Raw genomic sequence first — 16,710 nt, 5'->3', positions numbered from 1 at the left:
TCTACAGCCCGGCGTCCCTGGCCAGCAGCGCCGCCTGGACCCGGTTCTCGCACCCCAGCTTCGCCAGGATCCGGCTCACGTACGTCTTCACGGTCGCCTCGCTCATGTGCAGCCGCCGGCCCGCGTCCGCGTTCGACAGGCCCTCCCCCAGCAGCGCCAGCACCCCGCGCTCCCGCTCGCTCAGCTCCGCCACCTGCCGCCGGGCCTCCTCACCGCGCACGGCGGCCTTCCCCGAGGCCAGCTGGTCCACCACGTGCCGGGTCGCCGCCGGCGACAGGTACGCGTCCCCGGCCGCGGCCGCCCGCACCGCGCCGATCAGCTCACCCGGGGCCGAGTCCTTCAGCAGGAACCCCGCGCCGCCCTGGCCCAGCGCCCGCAGCACGTTCTCCTTCTCGCCGAAGGTGGTCAGGATCAGCGCCCGCACCTGCGGCGCGGCCCGCCCCAGCTCGCCGAGCGCGGTCAGCCCGTCGAGCACGGGCATCTGGATGTCCAGCAGCATCACGTCGGGCGCGTGCGAGCGGGCCAGCTCCACCGCCTCCCGGCCGTTCGCGGCCTCCGCGACGACCTCGATGTCCGGTGCCGAGGTGAGGATCATCCTGATCCCGGCCCGGATCAGCGGCTCGTCGTCGGCGATCACCACTCTGATCACTTCGGCTGTCACCCGCGCTCCTACTGCTTGACCTCGTAGACCTGCTTGTCCACGAGCTTGCCGTCCTTGAAGCAGAACCGGAAAACGGTGTCGGTGGTCAAGTCCTCCTGCGGCTCCGTCGACAGCAGCGTCAGACAGCTCGAACCCTCCGGCCGCGGCGGCCCCTTGCGGTCCAGCCCCTGCGTGATCAGGTTGGCCCCGTCGGGCATCCGGCCCCGTACCGTCTCCTCGGACTCGCCCGCCTTCACGGCGTCGAACTCCGCCCGGTCGATCATCGCGTTGTTCACCGACCCCACCAGGAACACCGCCCCGGCACCGATCACGATCACCAGCAGCACCAAGGCCGCCACCGCGATCCCGCATCCCATGGCGACGCCCCCGGACCGGCTGCGCACCTTCACGGCCAACTCCCGGTCCACCGCGTCCCAGTCCATCGGCGGCACGCTCTTGGGGGCCCTGGCGCCCCACAGCCCCCGCGCCTGGGCCTGCTGCCCGAAGTCGTCGGCCATCTCCCCGGCCCCGGCCTCCTCCTCCTCGGCCCCGGCCGGCCCGGCCCCGTACGGCAGCACCCCGGCCACCCGGAACCCGCCGCCCTCGGCCGGGCCCGCGTGCACCATCCCGCCGACCAGCCGGGCCCGTTCCCGCAGCCCGGTGAGCCCCTGCCCGCCCGACACCACGTCGCCGGCCCCCGGGCCCGCCGCTGGCCCGTTGGCGATCTCCACCACCAACGAGTCGTCCTCGTAGCGCAGTTCCACCGTGATCGGCGCCCCCGGAGCGTGCTTGTACGCGTTCGTCAGCGCCTCCTGCACGATCCGGTACGCCGCGTGGTCGCAGGCCGCGACGAGCGGCCTGGGACGCCCCGACGCGGTCAGCCGTACGTCCGTGCCCGCGACCCGCGCGGCCTCCACGACCCCCTCGATGCCGGCCACCCCGCGCGCCGCGGGCTGGGCCGCCTCCTCCACGGGCAGCGGCGCCTCCACCCCGTCCCGCAGGATCCCCACGACCTCGCGCAGTTCGTGCATCGCCGCCACCGAGGCCTGCCGCAGCACCCCCACCGCCTCGCGCTGGCGGTCGGTCAGCTTCGGGTCCACCTCCAGCGCACCCGTGTGCACGGAGATCAGCGCCAGCTGGTGCCCCAGGCTGTCGTGCATGTCCTGCGCGATGCGCTGCCGCTCGCGCAGCCGCGCCTGCCCGGCGACCATGGCGCGCTCGCGCAGCAGTTGGCCGTTGCGCTCCTGCAGCGCCCGCAGCAGCGTCCGGCGCTGCGACCAGTACCGGCTGGCCAGACCCGGCATCAGCGTGATCACCAGGAACATCAGCGTGGAGAAGACCAGCACCAGCAACGGCCGCATCTGCGACCACTGGTCCAGCACGCTGAGACCCACCGCCGCGAGGAAGGCCAGCGTGAACGCGGCCAGCGCCCGGCCCACCCCCACGATCCGGCGCCCCGCAGACCAGCCCAGCACCACCGTGACCAGGAACGCCCCGGGCAGCACCGCGCCCGCCGCCGAGCCGACCACGAGCGTGGTCCCCGGCAGCCGCCGCCGCAGCAGCATCAGCACCGCGACGACCACCACGGACGCCGCCATCCGCAGCCCGGACCCCTTGTCGAGCTCCTCGACGCCCAGACCGAGCACGCCCAGCACGACGACGACGGCCAGGTCACCGGCCAGCATCCGCCGTGTCCAGGGGTCGGGCCCCTTCAGCCAGTCCCACCCCGCCCGCGCCTTCGCCTTCACATCCACGCGCCGACCCTAGACACCCGGGCCTCCGCCCGGCCGCCCTCTTTCGTCGCGCCCCGCTCGACGAAAGTCGGACCGGGCGCCCGCCGGCCCGGGCTTGTGTCCTGGATCACCCTTCCCCCGGAAGGACATGACCCGGGGAAACACGAAACGGCCGCCACCGCTTTCGCGATGACGACCGTTCCGTCGATGTGGGCGAGGGGGGATTTGAACCCCCACGTCCCGAAGGACACTGGCACCTGAAGCCAGCGCGTCTGCCGTTCCGCCACTCGCCCGAGCAGCGTCCCAGTGGCTCTTCCCTTTCGGGCCGTTCCCCTGGCGACGTCGAAACATTAGCACGTCGGACGGGGTGGATTCACATCGCTTTCCCCGGACCCCCGCAGCCTGCCGTGGACAGCCCCTCCCGCACTCCGCTCCCGGTGCGGGACACTGTCCCTGGGCCGCCCCTACGATCCCTTGTGAGGACCAACACTCGTCCGCACAGGACCGATGGGGAACCAGCCGAATCCGCCACGCGTGGATACGATCAGTAAGCAGTACAGGGCGACAACGACGGAGGAGGTGCCCCATGGGAGTCCTGAAGCGGTTCGAGCAGCGACTCGAAGGTCTGGTGAACGGCACCTTCGCCAAGGTCTTCAAGTCCGAGGTCCAGCCCGTGGAGATCGCCGGCGCCCTCCAGCGCGAGTGCGACAACAACGCCACGATCTGGAACCGCGAGCGGACCGTCGTCCCCAACGACTTCATCGTCGAACTCAGCGCCGGCGACTACGACCGCCTGAGCCCCTACTCCGGGCAGCTCGGCGACGAGCTCGCGGGCCTCGTCCGCGACTACGCCAAGCAGCAGCGCTACAGCTTCATGGGCCCCATCAAGGTCCACCTGGAGAAGGCCGACGACCTCGACACCGGCCTGTACCGGGTCCGCAGCCGCACGCTCGCCTCCAGCACCTCCCAGCCGCAGCAGCCCCAGGCCCAGCAGGGCCAGCCCGGCGGCTACGGCTACCCCCCGGTCGCCGCCCCGCCGATGCCCGCAGGACCGCCCCCGGGCGCCGCGCGCCGGCCGGCCGGCGGCGGACCGGCCCCCGTACCCGCCACGGGAACCCCGCGGCGCCACTGGATCGAGATCAACGGCACCCGCCACCAGATCTCGCGCCCCACGCTCGTACTCGGCCGAAGCACCGAAGCCGACGTGCGGATCGACGACCCCGGCGTATCGCGCCGGCACTGTGAGATCCGGACCGGAACGCCCTCGACGATCCAGGATCTCGGGTCCACCAACGGCATCGTGGTGGACGGGCAGCACACCACCCGCGCTACGCTCCGCGACGGCTCGCGGATCGTCGTGGGCAGCACCACCATCATTTACCGGCAAGCCGAAGGGTGAAGCGGGGGCAATGTCAGAGCTGACCCTGACGGTCATGCGGTTGGGTTTCCTGGCCGTTCTGTGGCTGTTCGTCATCGTGGCCGTACAGGTCATCCGCAGCGACCTGTTCGGGACGCGGGTGACCCAGCGCGGCTCGCGCCGCGGCGGGACCACGGGTGCGCCAGCGCAGGCCGGCGGACGCCAGACGGCCCCGCCGCAGCAGCGCCAGCGCCGCGGTGCGCCCACCAAGCTCGTCGTCTCCGAGGGCACCCTCACGGGCACCACGGTGGCCCTCGCCGGCCAGACGATCACGCTGGGCCGCGCCCACGACTCCACGATCGTGCTGGACGACGACTACGCGTCCAGCCGCCATGCCAGGATCTATCCCGACCGGGACGGACAGTGGATCGTCGAGGATCTCGGGTCCACCAACGGCACGTATCTCGACCGGACCCGGCTGACCACCCCGACGCCCATTCCGCCGGGTGCCCCGATCCGCATCGGCAAGACCGTCATCGAGCTGCGGAAGTAGTACGAGAATGAGCGAGCGGAGCGAGCACGCTGCGGTGATCCGTCCCACCGAGGACACGGACACGCGCGCGCTCCCGACCGGAGGGTGGGCAGTGTGGCTCGAGACCGGTTGTACCCGGAGCCGACCGGCGAGGTGCGCATGAGTCTGTCCCTGCGGTTCGCCGCCGGATCGCACAAAGGCATGATCCGCGAGGGCAACGAGGACTCCGGCTACGCCGGACCCCGTCTCCTCGCGATCGCCGACGGCATGGGCGGCCAGGCCGCGGGCGAGGTCGCCAGCTCCGAGGTGATCTCCACCCTCGTGCAGCTCGACGACGACGTCCCGGGCTCCGACATCCTCACCTCCCTCGGCACCGCCGTGCAGCGCGCCAACGACCAGCTGCGCCTCATGGTCGAGGAGGACCCCCAGCTCGAGGGCATGGGCACCACCCTGACCGCCCTGCTGTGGACCGGCCAGCGCCTCGGCCTCGTCCACGTCGGCGACTCCCGCGCCTACCTGCTGCGCGACGGCGTCCTCACCCAGATCACCCAGGACCACACCTGGGTGCAGCGCCTCGTCGACGAGGGCCGGATCACCGAAGAGGAAGCCACCACCCACCCGCAGCGCTCCCTGCTGATGCGCGCGCTGGGCAGCGGCGACATCGTCGAACCCGACCTCTCGATCCGCGAGGTCCGCGCCGGCGACCGCTACCTGATCTGCTCCGACGGGCTCTCCGGCGTCGTCTCCCACCAGACCCTGGAAGAGACCCTCGCCGACTACCACGGCCCCGGCGCCACCGTGCAGTCCCTCATCCAGCTCGCCCTGCGCGGCGGCGGACCCGACAACATCACCTGCATCGTCGCCGACGTCCTCGACACCGACAGCGGCGACACCCTCGCCGCCCAGGTCAGCGACACCCCCGTCGTCGTCGGCGCGGTCGCCGAGAACCAGCACCAGCTCTTCGACGGCGGCAACGCCATGCAGAGCGCCGCCGGCCGCGCCTCGGGCCTGGGCCGCCAGGCCCCGCCCCCCGCGGGCGCCTTCGGCCCCCCCGGCAGCGGCGAGGCCCCCGGCTACGGATACCCCGACCAGGGCCAGGGCCCGGGCGGCGGCGCCTACGGCAGCTTCGGCGAAGCCGACGCCTACAACGGCGACTCCGGCTACGAGGACACGTACGACAAGCCCCGCAGCAGGCGCCGCGGCAAAGGCCGCAAGTGGGCCACCCGCACCCTGACCCTGCTGATCGTCGCCGGAGTCATCGGCGGCGGCCTGTACGCCGGCTGGCGCTGGACCCAGAACCAGTACTACGTCGGCGTCAAGGGCGAACACGTCGCACTCTTCAAGGGCATCAGCCAGAAGCTCGGCCCTCTGGAGCTCTCCAAGGTGGAGACCGACCGCCCCGACATCGAACTGAAGTACCTGCCGCCCTTCAAGCGCAAGCAAGTCGAGACCGGCATCAGCGAGGAAACCCTCCAGGGCGCCCGCGACAAGATCGACGAACTCGGCGTCCAGGTCTCCGCCTGCCAGAAGGACGAAAAGCGCCGCAACGCCGAGGCGCAGAACCAGACACCCGGCACCGACTCCGCGCTGACTCCCCAGGAGCAGCAAGTGGTCGGCCTGTGCGGCAAGCAGTAGACACTCGCGGGCACAGGGGGCCTGCCACACCATGAGCGTTGTCACCAACACGACCACCATCGGCGCCATCGAGCTGCCGAGCCGGCGGAACACCGAGCTCCTGCTGCTCGGCTTCGCCGTGCTCATCCCGATGTTCGCCTACGCCAACGTGGGCCTCGCGATCAACGGCAAGCTGCCCCCCGGCATGCTGCTCTACGGCCTCGGCCTCGGCGCCCTGGCCGGGATCGCGCACATGGTCGTACGCCGCTACGCGAAGTACGCCGACCCCCTGCTGCTGCCGCTGGCCACCCTCCTCAACGGGCTGGGCCTCGTGCTGATCTGGCGCCTGGACCAGTCCGAGCGGCTGCAGAACCTCGCCAAGCGCTCCTTCGGCGGCTTCACCGAGTCCGCACCCCGCCAGATGATGTACACGGCGCTCGCCATCGCGCTGTTCTCCGTCGTCCTGCTGGTCCTCAAGGACCACCGCGTGCTCCAGCGGTTCACCTACATCTCCATGGTGACCGCGCTGGTCCTGCTGATCCTGCCGGTCATCCCGGGCCTCGGCGCCGACGTCTTCGGCGCCAAGATCTGGATCAGCGTCGGCGGCTTCTCCATCCAGCCCGGTGAGTTCGCCAAGATCGTCATCGCCGTCTTCTTCGCCGGCTACCTCATGGTCAAGCGCGACGCCCTGGCCCTGGCCAGCCGCCGCTTCATGGGCCTCTACCTGCCGCGCGGCCGCGACCTCGGCCCGATCCTGATGATCTGGGCGATGAGCCTGCTCGTCCTCGTCTTCGAGAACGACCTCGGCACCTCGCTCCTCTTCTTCGGCATGTTCGTGATCATGCTGTACGTGGCCACCGAGCGCACCAGCTGGATCGTCATCGGCCTGCTCATGAGCGTCGGCGGCGCCACCGTCGTCGGCGCCACCGCCAGCCACGTCAAGGCCCGCGTCACCGCCTGGCTCGACCCCTTCGCCTGCTACTCCAAGTCCGGCGCCTGCGAGCAGGTCGGCCAGTCGATCATGAGCTTCGGCTCCGGCGGCGTCCTCGGCACCGGCTGGGGCCAGGGCAACTCCGACCTCATCGGCTTCGCCGCCAACTCCGACTTCATCTTCTCCACCGTCGGCGAAGAACTCGGCCTGACCGGCGTGATGGCCTTCCTCCTGATCTACGGGCTGATCATCGAGCGCGGCGTCCGCACCGCCCTCGCCGCCCGCGACCCCTTCGGCAAGCTCTTCGCGATCGGCCTCTCCGGCGCCTTCGCACTCCAGATCTTCGTCGTCGCCGGCGGAGTCATGGGCCTCATCCCCCTCACCGGCATGACCATGCCCTTCCTCGCCTCCGGCGGCTCCTCCGTCCTCGCGAACTGGGTCCTCATCGCCATCCTCATCCGGATCAGCGACACCGCACGCCGCCCCGCCCCGGCCCCCGCCCCGTCCCCCGACTCCGAGATGACCCAGGTGGTCCGCCCGTCATGAACAAGCCCCTGCGCCGCATCTCGCTGTTCTGCGGGCTGCTCGTCCTCGCCCTGCTGCTGCGGACCAACTGGCTCCAGTACGTCCAGGCCGAGGAACTCAGCACGCGCAAGGAGAACCGCCGGGTCCAGATCGCCCAGTACGCCACCGAACGCGGCAACATCATCGTCGGCGGCCAGCCGATCACGGGCTCCGCGGTCACCGACGGCAGCGACTACAAGTTCAAGCGGACCTACCTCGACGGCCCCCTGTGGGCCCCCGTCACCGGCTACGCCTCCCAGGCGTTCGGCTCCACCCAGCTGGAGTCCCTCGAGGACGGCATCCTCACCGGCAACGACGACCGGCTGTTCTTCGACCGCACCATCGGCATGTTCACCGGCGAGAAGAAGGCCGGCGGCAACGTCGTCACCACGCTCAACCCCGCCGCCCAGAAGGCCGCCTACGACAAGCTCGGCAACAAGAAGGGCGCCGTAGCCGCCATCGACCCGCGCACCGGCGCCATCCTCGCCCTCGTCTCCACCCCCTCGTACGACCCCTCCCGCTTCGCCGGCAACTCCAAGGCCGACGAGAAGGCCTGGGTCGAGCTGAAGGACAGCGAGGACAAGAACCTCGTCAACCGCGCCCTGCGCGAGACCTACCCGCCCGGCTCGACCTTCAAGGTCGTCACCGCCGCCGCGGCCCTGGAGAACGGCGTCGTCTCGGACATCAACGCGCCGACCGACACCCCCGAGCCGTACATCCTGCCCGGGACCAAGACCCCGATGGTCAACCACGCCAACGGATGCGAGAAGGCCAGCCTCAACGACGCCCTGAAGGTGTCCTGCAACTCCGTCTTCGCCAACATGGGCGACAAGGTGGGGCGGGACAACATGGTGAAGACGGCCGAGAAGTTCGGCTTCAACAACACCAAGATCGACATCCCGGTCCGCGCCTTCGGGAGCGTCTACGACAAGACCATGGGCAAGGACGGGAACGCCCTGAGCTCCATCGGCCAGTTCAACACCGCGGCCACCCCGCTGCAGATGGCCATGGTCGCCGCCGCAGTCGCCAACGACGGCAAGCTGATGAAGCCCTACATGGTCGACCAGCTCACCGCGCCCAACCTGGACATCATCGAGAAGCACGAGCCGCAGGAGATGAGCCGGCCCGTCTCCGCGGAGAACGCCCAGAAGCTCCAGCAGATGATGGTCAACGTCGTCGAGAACGGCACCGGCACCACCGCCAAGATCAAGAACACGGTCGTCGGCGGCAAGACCGGCACCGCCCAGCACGGCGAGGGCAACAAGAAGCGCCCGTACGCCTGGTTCATCTCGTACGCAGAGCTCCCCGACCACAGCTCGCCGGTCGCCGTCGCCGTCGTCATCGAGGACAGCAGCGCGGACCGCGAGGACATCTCCGGCGCCGGCCTCGCCGCCCCGGTGGCGAAGGTCGTCATGGAAGCCGTGCTGGGCAGCAGCAAGGGGTGACGGGCGGGGCCGGGCACCACGGAAGAGTCGCAAGGGGCACCACGGATGTGATCCGGATCACCATTCCCGCCCGGATCCGAGCGTACGGTACCGGTCCAGTATCAGCCTGTGGCCGCGAACCGATCACAGACGATCGGCCGGTAGCCTTTGCGCGAACAGCACACCGCCGGACCACACACAGGTGCGGTCGGGACTGACGGAGAGGGCTGCACGTTATGGAAGAGCCGCGTCGCCTCGGCGGCCGGTACGAGCTGAGCCACGTGCTCGGCCGCGGTGGCATGGCCGAGGTCTACCTCGCCCACGACACCCGGCTCGGTCGTACCGTCGCCGTCAAGACCCTGCGCGCCGACCTCGCACGCGACCCGTCCTTCCAGGCCCGGTTCCGTCGCGAGGCCCAGTCGGCCGCCTCGCTGAACCACCCGGCGATCGTCGCCGTCTACGACACCGGCGAAGACTACGTCGACAACATCTCCATCCCGTACATCGTGATGGAGTACGTCGACGGATCCACGCTGCGCGAGCTCCTGCACTCCGGCCGCAAACTGCTGCCCGAGCGCACCCTGGAAATGTGCATCGGCATCCTCCAGGCCCTCGAGTACTCGCACCGCGCCGGCATCGTCCACCGCGACATCAAGCCCGCCAACGTCATGCTGACCCGCACCGGCCAGGTCAAGGTCATGGACTTCGGCATCGCCCGCGCCATGGGCGACTCCGGCATGACCATGACGCAGACCGCCGCCGTCATCGGCACCGCCCAGTACCTCTCCCCCGAGCAGGCCAAGGGCGAACAGGTCGACGCGCGCTCCGACCTCTACTCCGCGGGCTGCCTGCTCTACGAGCTCCTGTGCGTCCGGCCCCCGTTCGTCGGCGACTCCCCCGTGGCGGTCGCCTACCAGCACGTACGGGAAGAACCGCAGCCGCCGTCGAACTTCGACCCCGAGATCACGCCCGAGATGGACGCCATCGTCCTCAAGGCCCTGGTCAAGGACCCCGACTACCGCTACCAGTCCGCCGACGAGATGCGCGCCGACATCGAGGCCTGCCTCGACGGCCAGCCCGTCGCGGCCACCGCCGCCATGGGCGCCGCCGGCTACGGCTACCCGCACGACCAGGGCCACGGCTACGGCCAGCAGGGCTACGACCAGCCCACCACCGCCCTGCGCACCACCGACGCCGGCCAGACCTCCATGCTCCCGCCGATGAGCGCGAACGACGGCGGCTACGGCTACCCCGACCAGGGCGGCCACGGCGGCTACGACCAGGGCCCCCACCGCCGGCAGAGCCAGAAGAAGGGCAAGGCCTCCACGATCCTCCTGGTCGCGGCCGGCCTCCTCGTCCTCATCGGCGCGATCCTCATCGGCCGCTCCCTGCTGGGCGACGGCGCCGACAACCGGCCGACCGTGCCCAAGCTCGTCGGACAGACCCTGGAGCAGGCGCAGAAGAGCGGCGAGAACGTCGGCATCAAGGTGGTCAAGGGAGCCGACGCACCCTGCGACGACCAGCCCAAGGGCAACGTCTGCAAGCAGGACAAGGCCCCCGACACCAAGGTCGACAAGGACTCCACGGTCACGGTGACGGTCTCCACGGGCGCGCCCAAGGTGGCGGTCCCCGACGTGCTCCGCATCAAGTACGAGGACGCCGAGAAGATCCTCCGGGACAAGGGCTTCCAGGTCGAGCGCAAGGTCCAGGAGGCCGACAGCACCCCGGGCACGGTCCTCGACCAGAACCCGAAGTCGGGCGGCGAGGCGGAGAAGAACTCCGTCGTCACGCTGACCGTCTCCAAGGAAGTCTCCAAGGCCACCGTCCCGGACCTCATGGGCAAGACCAAGGAGGAGGCGGTCGCGCTCCTCACCGCCGCCAAGCTGAAGCTCGGCAGCACGACGGAGCAGGAGTCCCCCGGGGCCGCGCCCAAGACGATCATCCAGCAGCAGTACGCGGCGGGTGAGCAGCTGGAGGTCGGCAAGACGGTCAGCGTGACCATCGCCAAGTCCAGCCAGCAGACCACGGTCCCGATGCCGAACAACCGGACCCTGGGCCAGTACAAGGACGAGCTCCGCCGGGCCAACCTGAAGCTGGGCAACATCGCCGGCCCGACGGACGACAACGCGATCGTCGTGAACACCAACCCGGGCCCCGGCCAGCCGGTCAACACGGGCTCGAACGTCGACGTGTTCACCATGGCGGGCCAGCAGGACGGCGGCTTCTTCGGAGGCCTGGGCAACCGCCGCTAGCCGCGCCGGCCGCCCTCGCTCGAAAAGGTCCGGCCCCTCTCTTCGGAGAGGGGCCGGACCTTTTTCCGTACGTGTCTTCATATGTGCGAATTCGTTAGCCCGGATGGGGTGGGGTACTGGACTCCGCCGGGGAGGACCAAGAGACGTGATCGACGAAAGCGTGCTGCTGGAATCCAGGACCATGCGCACGAGCGTTCTGGGGCGTACGGAAGTGCTGGACAAGGTGAAGACCCTGTCGCTGCTGCCGGACGGACTACATGTGACGACAGCGATGGTGGCGACCTACTTCGAAGTCGCAGAAGAGGTCGTCAACCGACTGCGCCAGCGCCATCGCGAGGAGCTCACCGCCAACGGCATGCGCACGCTCAAGGGCTCTGACCTCGAAAGGTTTGAAAGAGACAACCTGTCTCTTTCAAAGGGAAGTTATCCACAGGGGCGTGGTGGGCGAGTCCACCTGGCCGTCTACACCCGCCGCACCATCCTCAACGTGGCCATGCTGCTGCGCGACAGCGAGGTGGCCCGGAGCGTGCGCACGTACCTGCTGGATCGCGAGGATTCGTCCCGGCAGCAGTCCGTACCCACCGACGTCGAATCGCTCGACGATCGGATCACCCGGCTCAGCGAGGCGAGCTTCACCAAGCTGCTCGGCAGGACCGTCGTCCCCATGCTCAACGCGCTCGTCGAAACAGCAGGGGACCAGCGCAGGGACCTCCTCGGCCTGCGCAATGACGTGGAGCAGATCCAGATCAAGCTCATCGAGCACGACGTCCAGCTCAGCCGCCTCCAGCGCGACCAGGGCGTCAAGGCGCTCACCGGGGTCATCGGGACCATCGACGCCATGAACTGGCGGGAGTTCGAGGAGCACGTCGCCCAGCTGCTGCGCCGCGACGGCTGCACCGACGTCGAGCTGCACGGCGGGCACGGCGGCGACCGCGGGGTCGACATCACCGCCCGCACCGCCGACGGCCGCACGGTCGCCGTCCGGTGCAAGAACTTCGCGCCCTTCCGGCACGTGCTCAGCGGCGAGATGCAGAAGTTCCTCGGCGCCTCCAAGGTCATCCACGAGGCCGACGTGGCCCTCTACGTGGCCACGTGCGCCTTCACCCGGGAGTCCTTGGCCCTCGCCGCCCAGGGAGGCGTCACAGCCGTCCACAGGGGCCTTCTGGAGGCTTGGAGCGCGGGGGTGCAGCTCCAGGTGCTGCGGTTCCTGAGCTGCAGGATGCAGCTCAGGAAATCCCTCACCGCAGCTCCGCCGGCGGCGTCCGCTTCCCGTCGACCTTCTCCGTCCGCACCAGCTCGCCCCACACCACGTACCGGTACTTCGAGGTGTACACCGGCGTGCACGTCGTCAGCGTGATGTAGCGCCCCGGGGCGGTCCTGCCCGACTCCTTCGGGACCGGGTTGATCACGTCCGTGTTGTACTTCGACGTCTGCCGCAGCTCCGCGAAGACCTTGTACACGTACCAGGTGTCCCGCGTCTCGAAGACGATCGCGTCACCCTTCTTCACCTTGTCGATGTTGTGGAACTTCGCACCGTGCCCGTCCCGGTGCGCGGCGAGCGTGAAGTTGCCCTTCGCCTCCCACGGCAGCGCCGACTTCACCGGCTGCGTGTAGTAGCCCGCGACGCCGTCGTCGAGGACGTCCGGGTCGGTGCCCTTCTTGACCAGCACCTCGCCGTTCTTCATCGCCGGGACGTGCAGGAAGCCCACCCCGCCCTGGACGTCCAGCGCGCCCGGCTCCGCGGGAGCGCCCGCGGCCGGGGCCTTCCACTGCTGGCGGATCTCGTCGCCCCGTTCCAACGCCTGCCGGTCAGCGAGGACGTTCGTCCACCACAGCGAGTACGCCACGAACAGGCCCAGCACCAGGCCCACGGTGATCAGGACCTCGCCCAGGAAGCTCAGGAATCCGGCGAGCAGGCTGCGGTGGGGGGCACGTGAGGACACTGCTGGTTCGTCCTTAGGGCGGCTGAAAGGTCTGCGGCGGCGGCTACGAGCTGGTCAGCGCGGGCGGCGGGCCCTGGCTGCGGGGGCGTTCGTCCGTCATCCTGCCCCATACGATCATCCGGTAGGTGCTGGTGAATTCGGGCGTGCAGGTCGTCAGTGTGATGTACCGCCCCGGCCCCGTGAACCCCGAGCCCTCCGGCACGGGCTTGATCACCGACACGTTCGTCGGCGGGGTCTGCGCCAGCGTCGAGGTCGTCTCGTACGTGTAGTACGCGTCCCGGGTCTCGACCACCACGGGGTCCCCCGGCACCAGCCTGTTGATGTAGCGGAAGGGCTCGCCGTGGGTGTTGCGGTGGCCCGCCACCGCGAAGTTGCCCGTCTTGTCCGCCGGCATCGCCGTCTTCAGCGCGCCCTCGCCGTAGTGCCCGACCATCCCCTTGTCGAGGACCTTCGGCTTGCTGACGCCCTCCGCGACCGGCACCTTCAGGTCCAGCTTCGGGATGTACAGGATCGCGAAGCCCTGGCCCGGCTCGAAGGCCGTCACGGGCGGCGGCGCGGCCCCCGAGGCGGCGCCGCTGCCGCCCCCGCCCGGGTCCTTCTGCCACGTCTGCTGGAGCGAGCCCGCGGCGCCGTCCGCCGTCCGCTGCGCCAGCAGGTTCGTGTACCAGAGCTGGTAGGCGACGAACAGCAGCATCACCAGTCCGAGCGTGATGAACAGTTCCCCGCCCAGCCGGCTCAGGACGATCACCGGGCCGCCCGACGCCGGCCGCCTGCGCCGCCGCCCGCCCCGCCTCCTGGTCTGCCTGGCGGCACGCTTGGCGGCCTCCTGCGCTGCCCTGCGTCGCGCGGCCCGGCCCTCCGTGGGCGCGGACGGCGCGACCGCGGTCACGCGACGGCCTTGCCCACCACCGGGGCGAGCCCCACCGAACGCTCCACCGCGCCCGCGTCACCGCAGCGCACCAGCCAGTTCGCCAGCATCCGGTGGCCCCACTCCGTGAGGACCGACTCCGGGTGGAACTGCACGCCCTCGACGTCGTGCTCGCGGTGGCGCAGGCCCATGATGATCCCGTCCTCCGTGCGCGCCGTGACCTCCAGCGAGTCCGGCAGGGTCGGCGGTTCGGCGGCGAGCGAGTGGTAGCGGGTCGCGGTGAAGGGCGACGGCAGCCCGGCGAAGACGCCCAGGCCCTCGTGGACCACCGGGGAGGTCTTGCCGTGCAGCAGCTCCGGCGCCCGGCCGACCACGCCGCCGTAGGCGACCGCCATCGACTGCATGCCGAGGCACACGCCGAAGACGGGGACGCCGGTGTCCGCGCAGTGGCGGACCATGTCGATGCAGACGCCCGCCTCCTCCGGCGTACCGGGGCCCGGCGAGAGCAGCACCCCGTCGAAACCGTCCTGCGCGTGCGAGAGCTCGACCTCGTCGTTGCGCAGCACCTCGCATTCGGCGCCGAGCTGGTAGAGGTACTGGACCAGGTTGAAGACAAAGCTGTCGTAGTTGTCGACAACCAGAATGCGCGCGCTCAAGGAGTGACTCCCGATCCCTCGTCCACCGTCACGTCATTGAACGGAAGGAGCGGCTCGGCCCAGGGGAAGACGTACTGGAAGAGCACGAAGACCACCGCGAGGACCAGCACGAGCGAGATCAGCGCGCGTACCCACGCGTTTCCCGGCAGATGGCGCCAGATCCAGCCGTACATGCCGCCTGTTTCCTTTTCGTCCACGTATGTCCCACGCACCGCAAGGGGCGGTACGCAAACAGACTAAAGGCAGCGGCCCCGCCGGGTGGGTCAGCCGGTCAAACCCTCCGGCTCGCCCTGTCCGACGGGGCGCGTGCCGGTCAGTTCGGCCCAGACGACGAGGCGGTGGCTGTGGCCCCATTCCGGGTCGCAGGTGGTGAGGGTCAGATAGCGGCCGGGCGTGGTGAACGGTGATTTCCCCGGTACCGGGTCGACCACGCCGATGTCGGTGGGCAGGGTGCGCAGGGGGCCGCCGCGCACGGTGTACGTGTACCAGGAGGAGGCGTCCTTGAGGATCACCTCGTCGCCCGGGCGCAGGTCGGGGAAGTCCTTGAAGGGGTCGCCGTAGGTGCGGCGGTGTCCGGCGACGGAGAAGTTCCCGGTGGCTCCGAGGCGGGCGGTGCCGGCGTAGTGGCCGAGACCCTTCTTCAGCACGTCGGGGTCGGTGCCCTCCAGGACGGGCTTGTTCCAGCCGCGGCCGAAGCGGGGGACGTACATCTCGGCGAAGGCCTTGCCCGCCGGGTACGCAGCCGGCTCGGGGGCGGCGGGCGGGGCGGGCTTCGGCGAAGCGGACGGGGCGGGAGCGGCCGGTGCGGGGGCGGCCTCCGGGGCGGCCGCGGGGGCCGCCGCCCAGCGGTCGCGCAGGGCCGACATCTCCCCGTCCATGGCCCGGTCGGCCTTGACCCCGGTCCAGAAGAGCACGTACGCCACGAACAGCACGATCAGGGTGCCCGCGGTCAGGCACACCTCGCTGAACGTCCGCACCGCCAGGCGCAGTACGGCGTCAGGGCTGAGTCGTCTCGGAGGACGGGCCGGCCGGCTTCGCATAGTGGAGGTCCACTGTGCCGGAGTACCCCGGAAGTGTCACCGCCTTGTGCTCGTCCACTTTCCAGCCGAGCCCGTAGGCGTTCACGTACAGCTGGTAGTTCTGCAGGGCCGGAGAGGCGGCGAGGGCCTTGCGCAACGCGCCCGGGTCGCCGACCGCCGTCACCTTGTACGGAGGGGAGTAGACCCGGCCCTGGAGGATCAGGGTGTTGCCGACGCAGCGCACCGCGCTCGTGGAGATGAGCCGCTGGTCCATGACCTGGATGCCCTCGGCGCCGCCCTGCCACAGGGCGTTCACCACGGCCTGCAGGTCCTGCTGGTGGATCACCAGGTCGTTGGGCTGCGGCTCGGGCACGTTGGGGATGCGGGCGGTGGCGTTCGGCGGGGCGTCGTTGAGGGTGACGGTCAGGCCCTTGCCGGACAGCTCCTCGGTGCCCGAGGCCGCGCGCAGGGCGGTGAGCTTGGCGTCCTCCGCCTTGGTGCTGCCGTCGTCGCGGTCGGCGAGGGCGTCCACCCGGCTGCGGACCGGTTCGAGGCTCTGCTCCAGTTCGGCGTTGTCCTGGCTGCGCTCGTGGATCAGGTCCGACAGCTTGAGCATCGAGGCGTCGGTCCGGATGTTCGTACCCTTGGAGGTGTTGAAACTGGTGACGAAGAGCAGGCCGGCCAGGGCGAAGACGGCGGCCGTCAGCAGCCGGACCGTCCGGAACCGGCCTCGGGGACCCGCGGAGGAGTCGTCGGAATTGCTCAACGTACCCTTCTCCTTCAACGCCACAGGTCCACTACGCTAACGGACGCCCGGGGCAGGCAAGGTCCCCAGCCCATCGACAGGAGAGCCCCTCGTGCCGAAGTCACGTATCCGCAAGAAGGACGACTACACCCCGCCGCCGACCCGGCAGCCGCAGAGCATCCGGCTGACGAACCGCAGCTGGGTCGCTCCGGTCATGCTGGCGCTGTTCCTCATCGGACTCGCGTGGATCGTCGTTTTCTACGTGACCGAGACCCGGCTGCCCATCGAATCGCTGGGCAATTGGAACATTGTAGTCGGATTCGGATTTATCGCGGCGGGATTCGGCGTCTCCACGCAGTGGAAGTAGCACCGATCCCCCTCCGGTGGAAGCTCTCCCCATGAGTTATCCACAGCGTCATCCACACCTGAGGA

The 16,710-nt window shown here is 70.0% G+C and carries 15 protein-coding genes, 1 tRNA gene and 1 pseudogene; 8 read left to right on the top strand and 9 right to left on the bottom strand.

From position 1 onward, the window contains the following. Position 1 precedes the first annotated feature (1 nt). From ACIGFK_RS08490 to ACIGFK_RS08480, 3 genes are all read right to left on the bottom strand, one after another. A complete protein-coding gene (locus tag ACIGFK_RS08490) occupies positions 2-661 on the bottom strand; it encodes a response regulator (RefSeq protein ID WP_376657424.1) in 660 nt (219 codons plus the stop codon). Positions 662-669: 8 nt separating this feature from the next. Next, on the bottom strand, positions 670-2,394 hold the full coding sequence (locus ACIGFK_RS08485) for a sensor histidine kinase (RefSeq protein WP_400051018.1): 1,725 nt from the start codon (positions 2,392-2,394) through the stop codon (positions 670-672). A 189-nt stretch (positions 2,395-2,583) separates the two neighbouring features. Then, positions 2,584-2,666: transfer RNA gene (locus ACIGFK_RS08480), tRNA-Leu, on the bottom strand. A 293-nt stretch (positions 2,667-2,959) separates the two neighbouring features. Between ACIGFK_RS08480 and ACIGFK_RS08475 the strand changes: the two genes are divergently transcribed. The 7 genes from ACIGFK_RS08475 (at position 2,960) to ACIGFK_RS08445 (ending at position 12,404) form a co-directional block, all read left to right on the top strand. Then, on the top strand, positions 2,960-3,772 hold the full coding sequence (locus ACIGFK_RS08475) for an FhaA domain-containing protein (RefSeq protein ID WP_376657426.1): 813 nt from the start codon (positions 2,960-2,962) through the stop codon (positions 3,770-3,772). Positions 3,773-3,782: 10 nt separating this feature from the next. Further along, a complete protein-coding gene (locus ACIGFK_RS08470) occupies positions 3,783-4,283 on the top strand; it encodes an FHA domain-containing protein (protein WP_376657427.1) in 501 nt (166 codons plus the stop codon). Positions 4,284-4,421: 138 nt separating this feature from the next. Beyond that, a complete protein-coding gene (locus ACIGFK_RS08465) occupies positions 4,422-5,897 on the top strand; it encodes a PP2C family protein-serine/threonine phosphatase (protein WP_376657428.1) in 1,476 nt (491 codons plus the stop codon). Positions 5,898-5,928: 31 nt separating this feature from the next. Further along, positions 5,929-7,353, top strand: a complete 1,425-nt coding sequence (locus tag ACIGFK_RS08460; protein ID WP_376657429.1) for an FtsW/RodA/SpoVE family cell cycle protein — start codon at positions 5,929-5,931, stop codon at positions 7,351-7,353. After that, the gene (locus tag ACIGFK_RS08455; protein ID WP_376657430.1) at positions 7,350-8,816 is read left to right on the top strand and encodes a peptidoglycan D,D-transpeptidase FtsI family protein; all 1,467 of its coding nucleotides are present in this window, start codon (positions 7,350-7,352) and stop codon (positions 8,814-8,816) included. The genes ACIGFK_RS08460 and ACIGFK_RS08455 overlap by 4 nt, the downstream gene beginning before the upstream one ends. 215 nt (positions 8,817-9,031) lie before the next feature. Next, positions 9,032-11,047: a Stk1 family PASTA domain-containing Ser/Thr kinase gene (gene pknB / locus ACIGFK_RS08450; RefSeq protein ID WP_376657431.1), complete on the top strand. Its 2,016-nt coding sequence runs from the start codon at positions 9,032-9,034 to the stop codon at positions 11,045-11,047. Positions 11,048-11,192: 145 nt separating this feature from the next. After that, a complete protein-coding gene (locus ACIGFK_RS08445; protein WP_400051015.1) occupies positions 11,193-12,404 on the top strand; it encodes a restriction endonuclease in 1,212 nt (403 codons plus the stop codon). On the opposite strand, the gene ACIGFK_RS08440 is transcribed toward ACIGFK_RS08445, so the two are convergent. From ACIGFK_RS08440 to ACIGFK_RS08415, 6 genes and pseudogenes are all read right to left on the bottom strand, one after another. Next, a complete protein-coding gene (locus ACIGFK_RS08440) occupies positions 12,286-12,990 on the bottom strand; it encodes a class E sortase (protein ID WP_376657433.1) in 705 nt (234 codons plus the stop codon). The genes ACIGFK_RS08445 and ACIGFK_RS08440 overlap by 119 nt on opposite strands. Before the next feature lie 43 nt (positions 12,991-13,033). Then, a pseudogene (locus ACIGFK_RS08435) lies at positions 13,034-13,732 on the bottom strand (class E sortase); the annotation flags it as partial. A gap of 143 nt (positions 13,733-13,875) precedes the next feature. Next, entirely contained in the window at positions 13,876-14,514 is a 639-nt protein-coding gene (locus tag ACIGFK_RS08430) for an aminodeoxychorismate/anthranilate synthase component II (protein ID WP_376657434.1), read from the bottom strand. Then, positions 14,511-14,687, bottom strand: a complete 177-nt coding sequence (locus ACIGFK_RS08425) for a hypothetical protein (RefSeq protein ID WP_266935629.1) — start codon at positions 14,685-14,687, stop codon at positions 14,511-14,513. Before ACIGFK_RS08425 ends, ACIGFK_RS08430 begins: the two co-directional genes overlap by 4 nt. Before the next feature lie 90 nt (positions 14,688-14,777). After that, positions 14,778-15,554 carry a class E sortase gene (locus tag ACIGFK_RS08420; protein ID WP_376657435.1) on the bottom strand — a complete coding sequence of 259 codons (777 nt, stop codon included), beginning with the start codon at positions 15,552-15,554 and terminating at the stop codon, positions 14,778-14,780. Next, positions 15,511-16,299 carry a DUF881 domain-containing protein gene (locus ACIGFK_RS08415; protein WP_376657436.1) on the bottom strand — a complete coding sequence of 263 codons (789 nt, stop codon included), beginning with the start codon at positions 16,297-16,299 and terminating at the stop codon, positions 15,511-15,513. The genes ACIGFK_RS08420 and ACIGFK_RS08415 overlap by 44 nt, the downstream gene beginning before the upstream one ends. A 91-nt stretch (positions 16,300-16,390) precedes the next feature. Between ACIGFK_RS08415 and crgA the strand changes: the two genes are divergently transcribed. Then, positions 16,391-16,645 carry a cell division protein CrgA gene (crgA, locus tag ACIGFK_RS08410; RefSeq protein WP_329382439.1) on the top strand — a complete coding sequence of 85 codons (255 nt, stop codon included), beginning with the start codon at positions 16,391-16,393 and terminating at the stop codon, positions 16,643-16,645. Positions 16,646-16,710: the final 65 nt, after the last annotated feature.

The organism is Streptomyces sp. NPDC085524 (genome assembly GCF_044541755.1).
Classification (GTDB): Bacteria; Actinomycetota; Actinomycetes; order Streptomycetales; family Streptomycetaceae; genus Streptomyces.
Note: the sequence above shows the minus strand (reverse complement) of the source record. Positions and strands in the feature narration are given on the sequence as shown.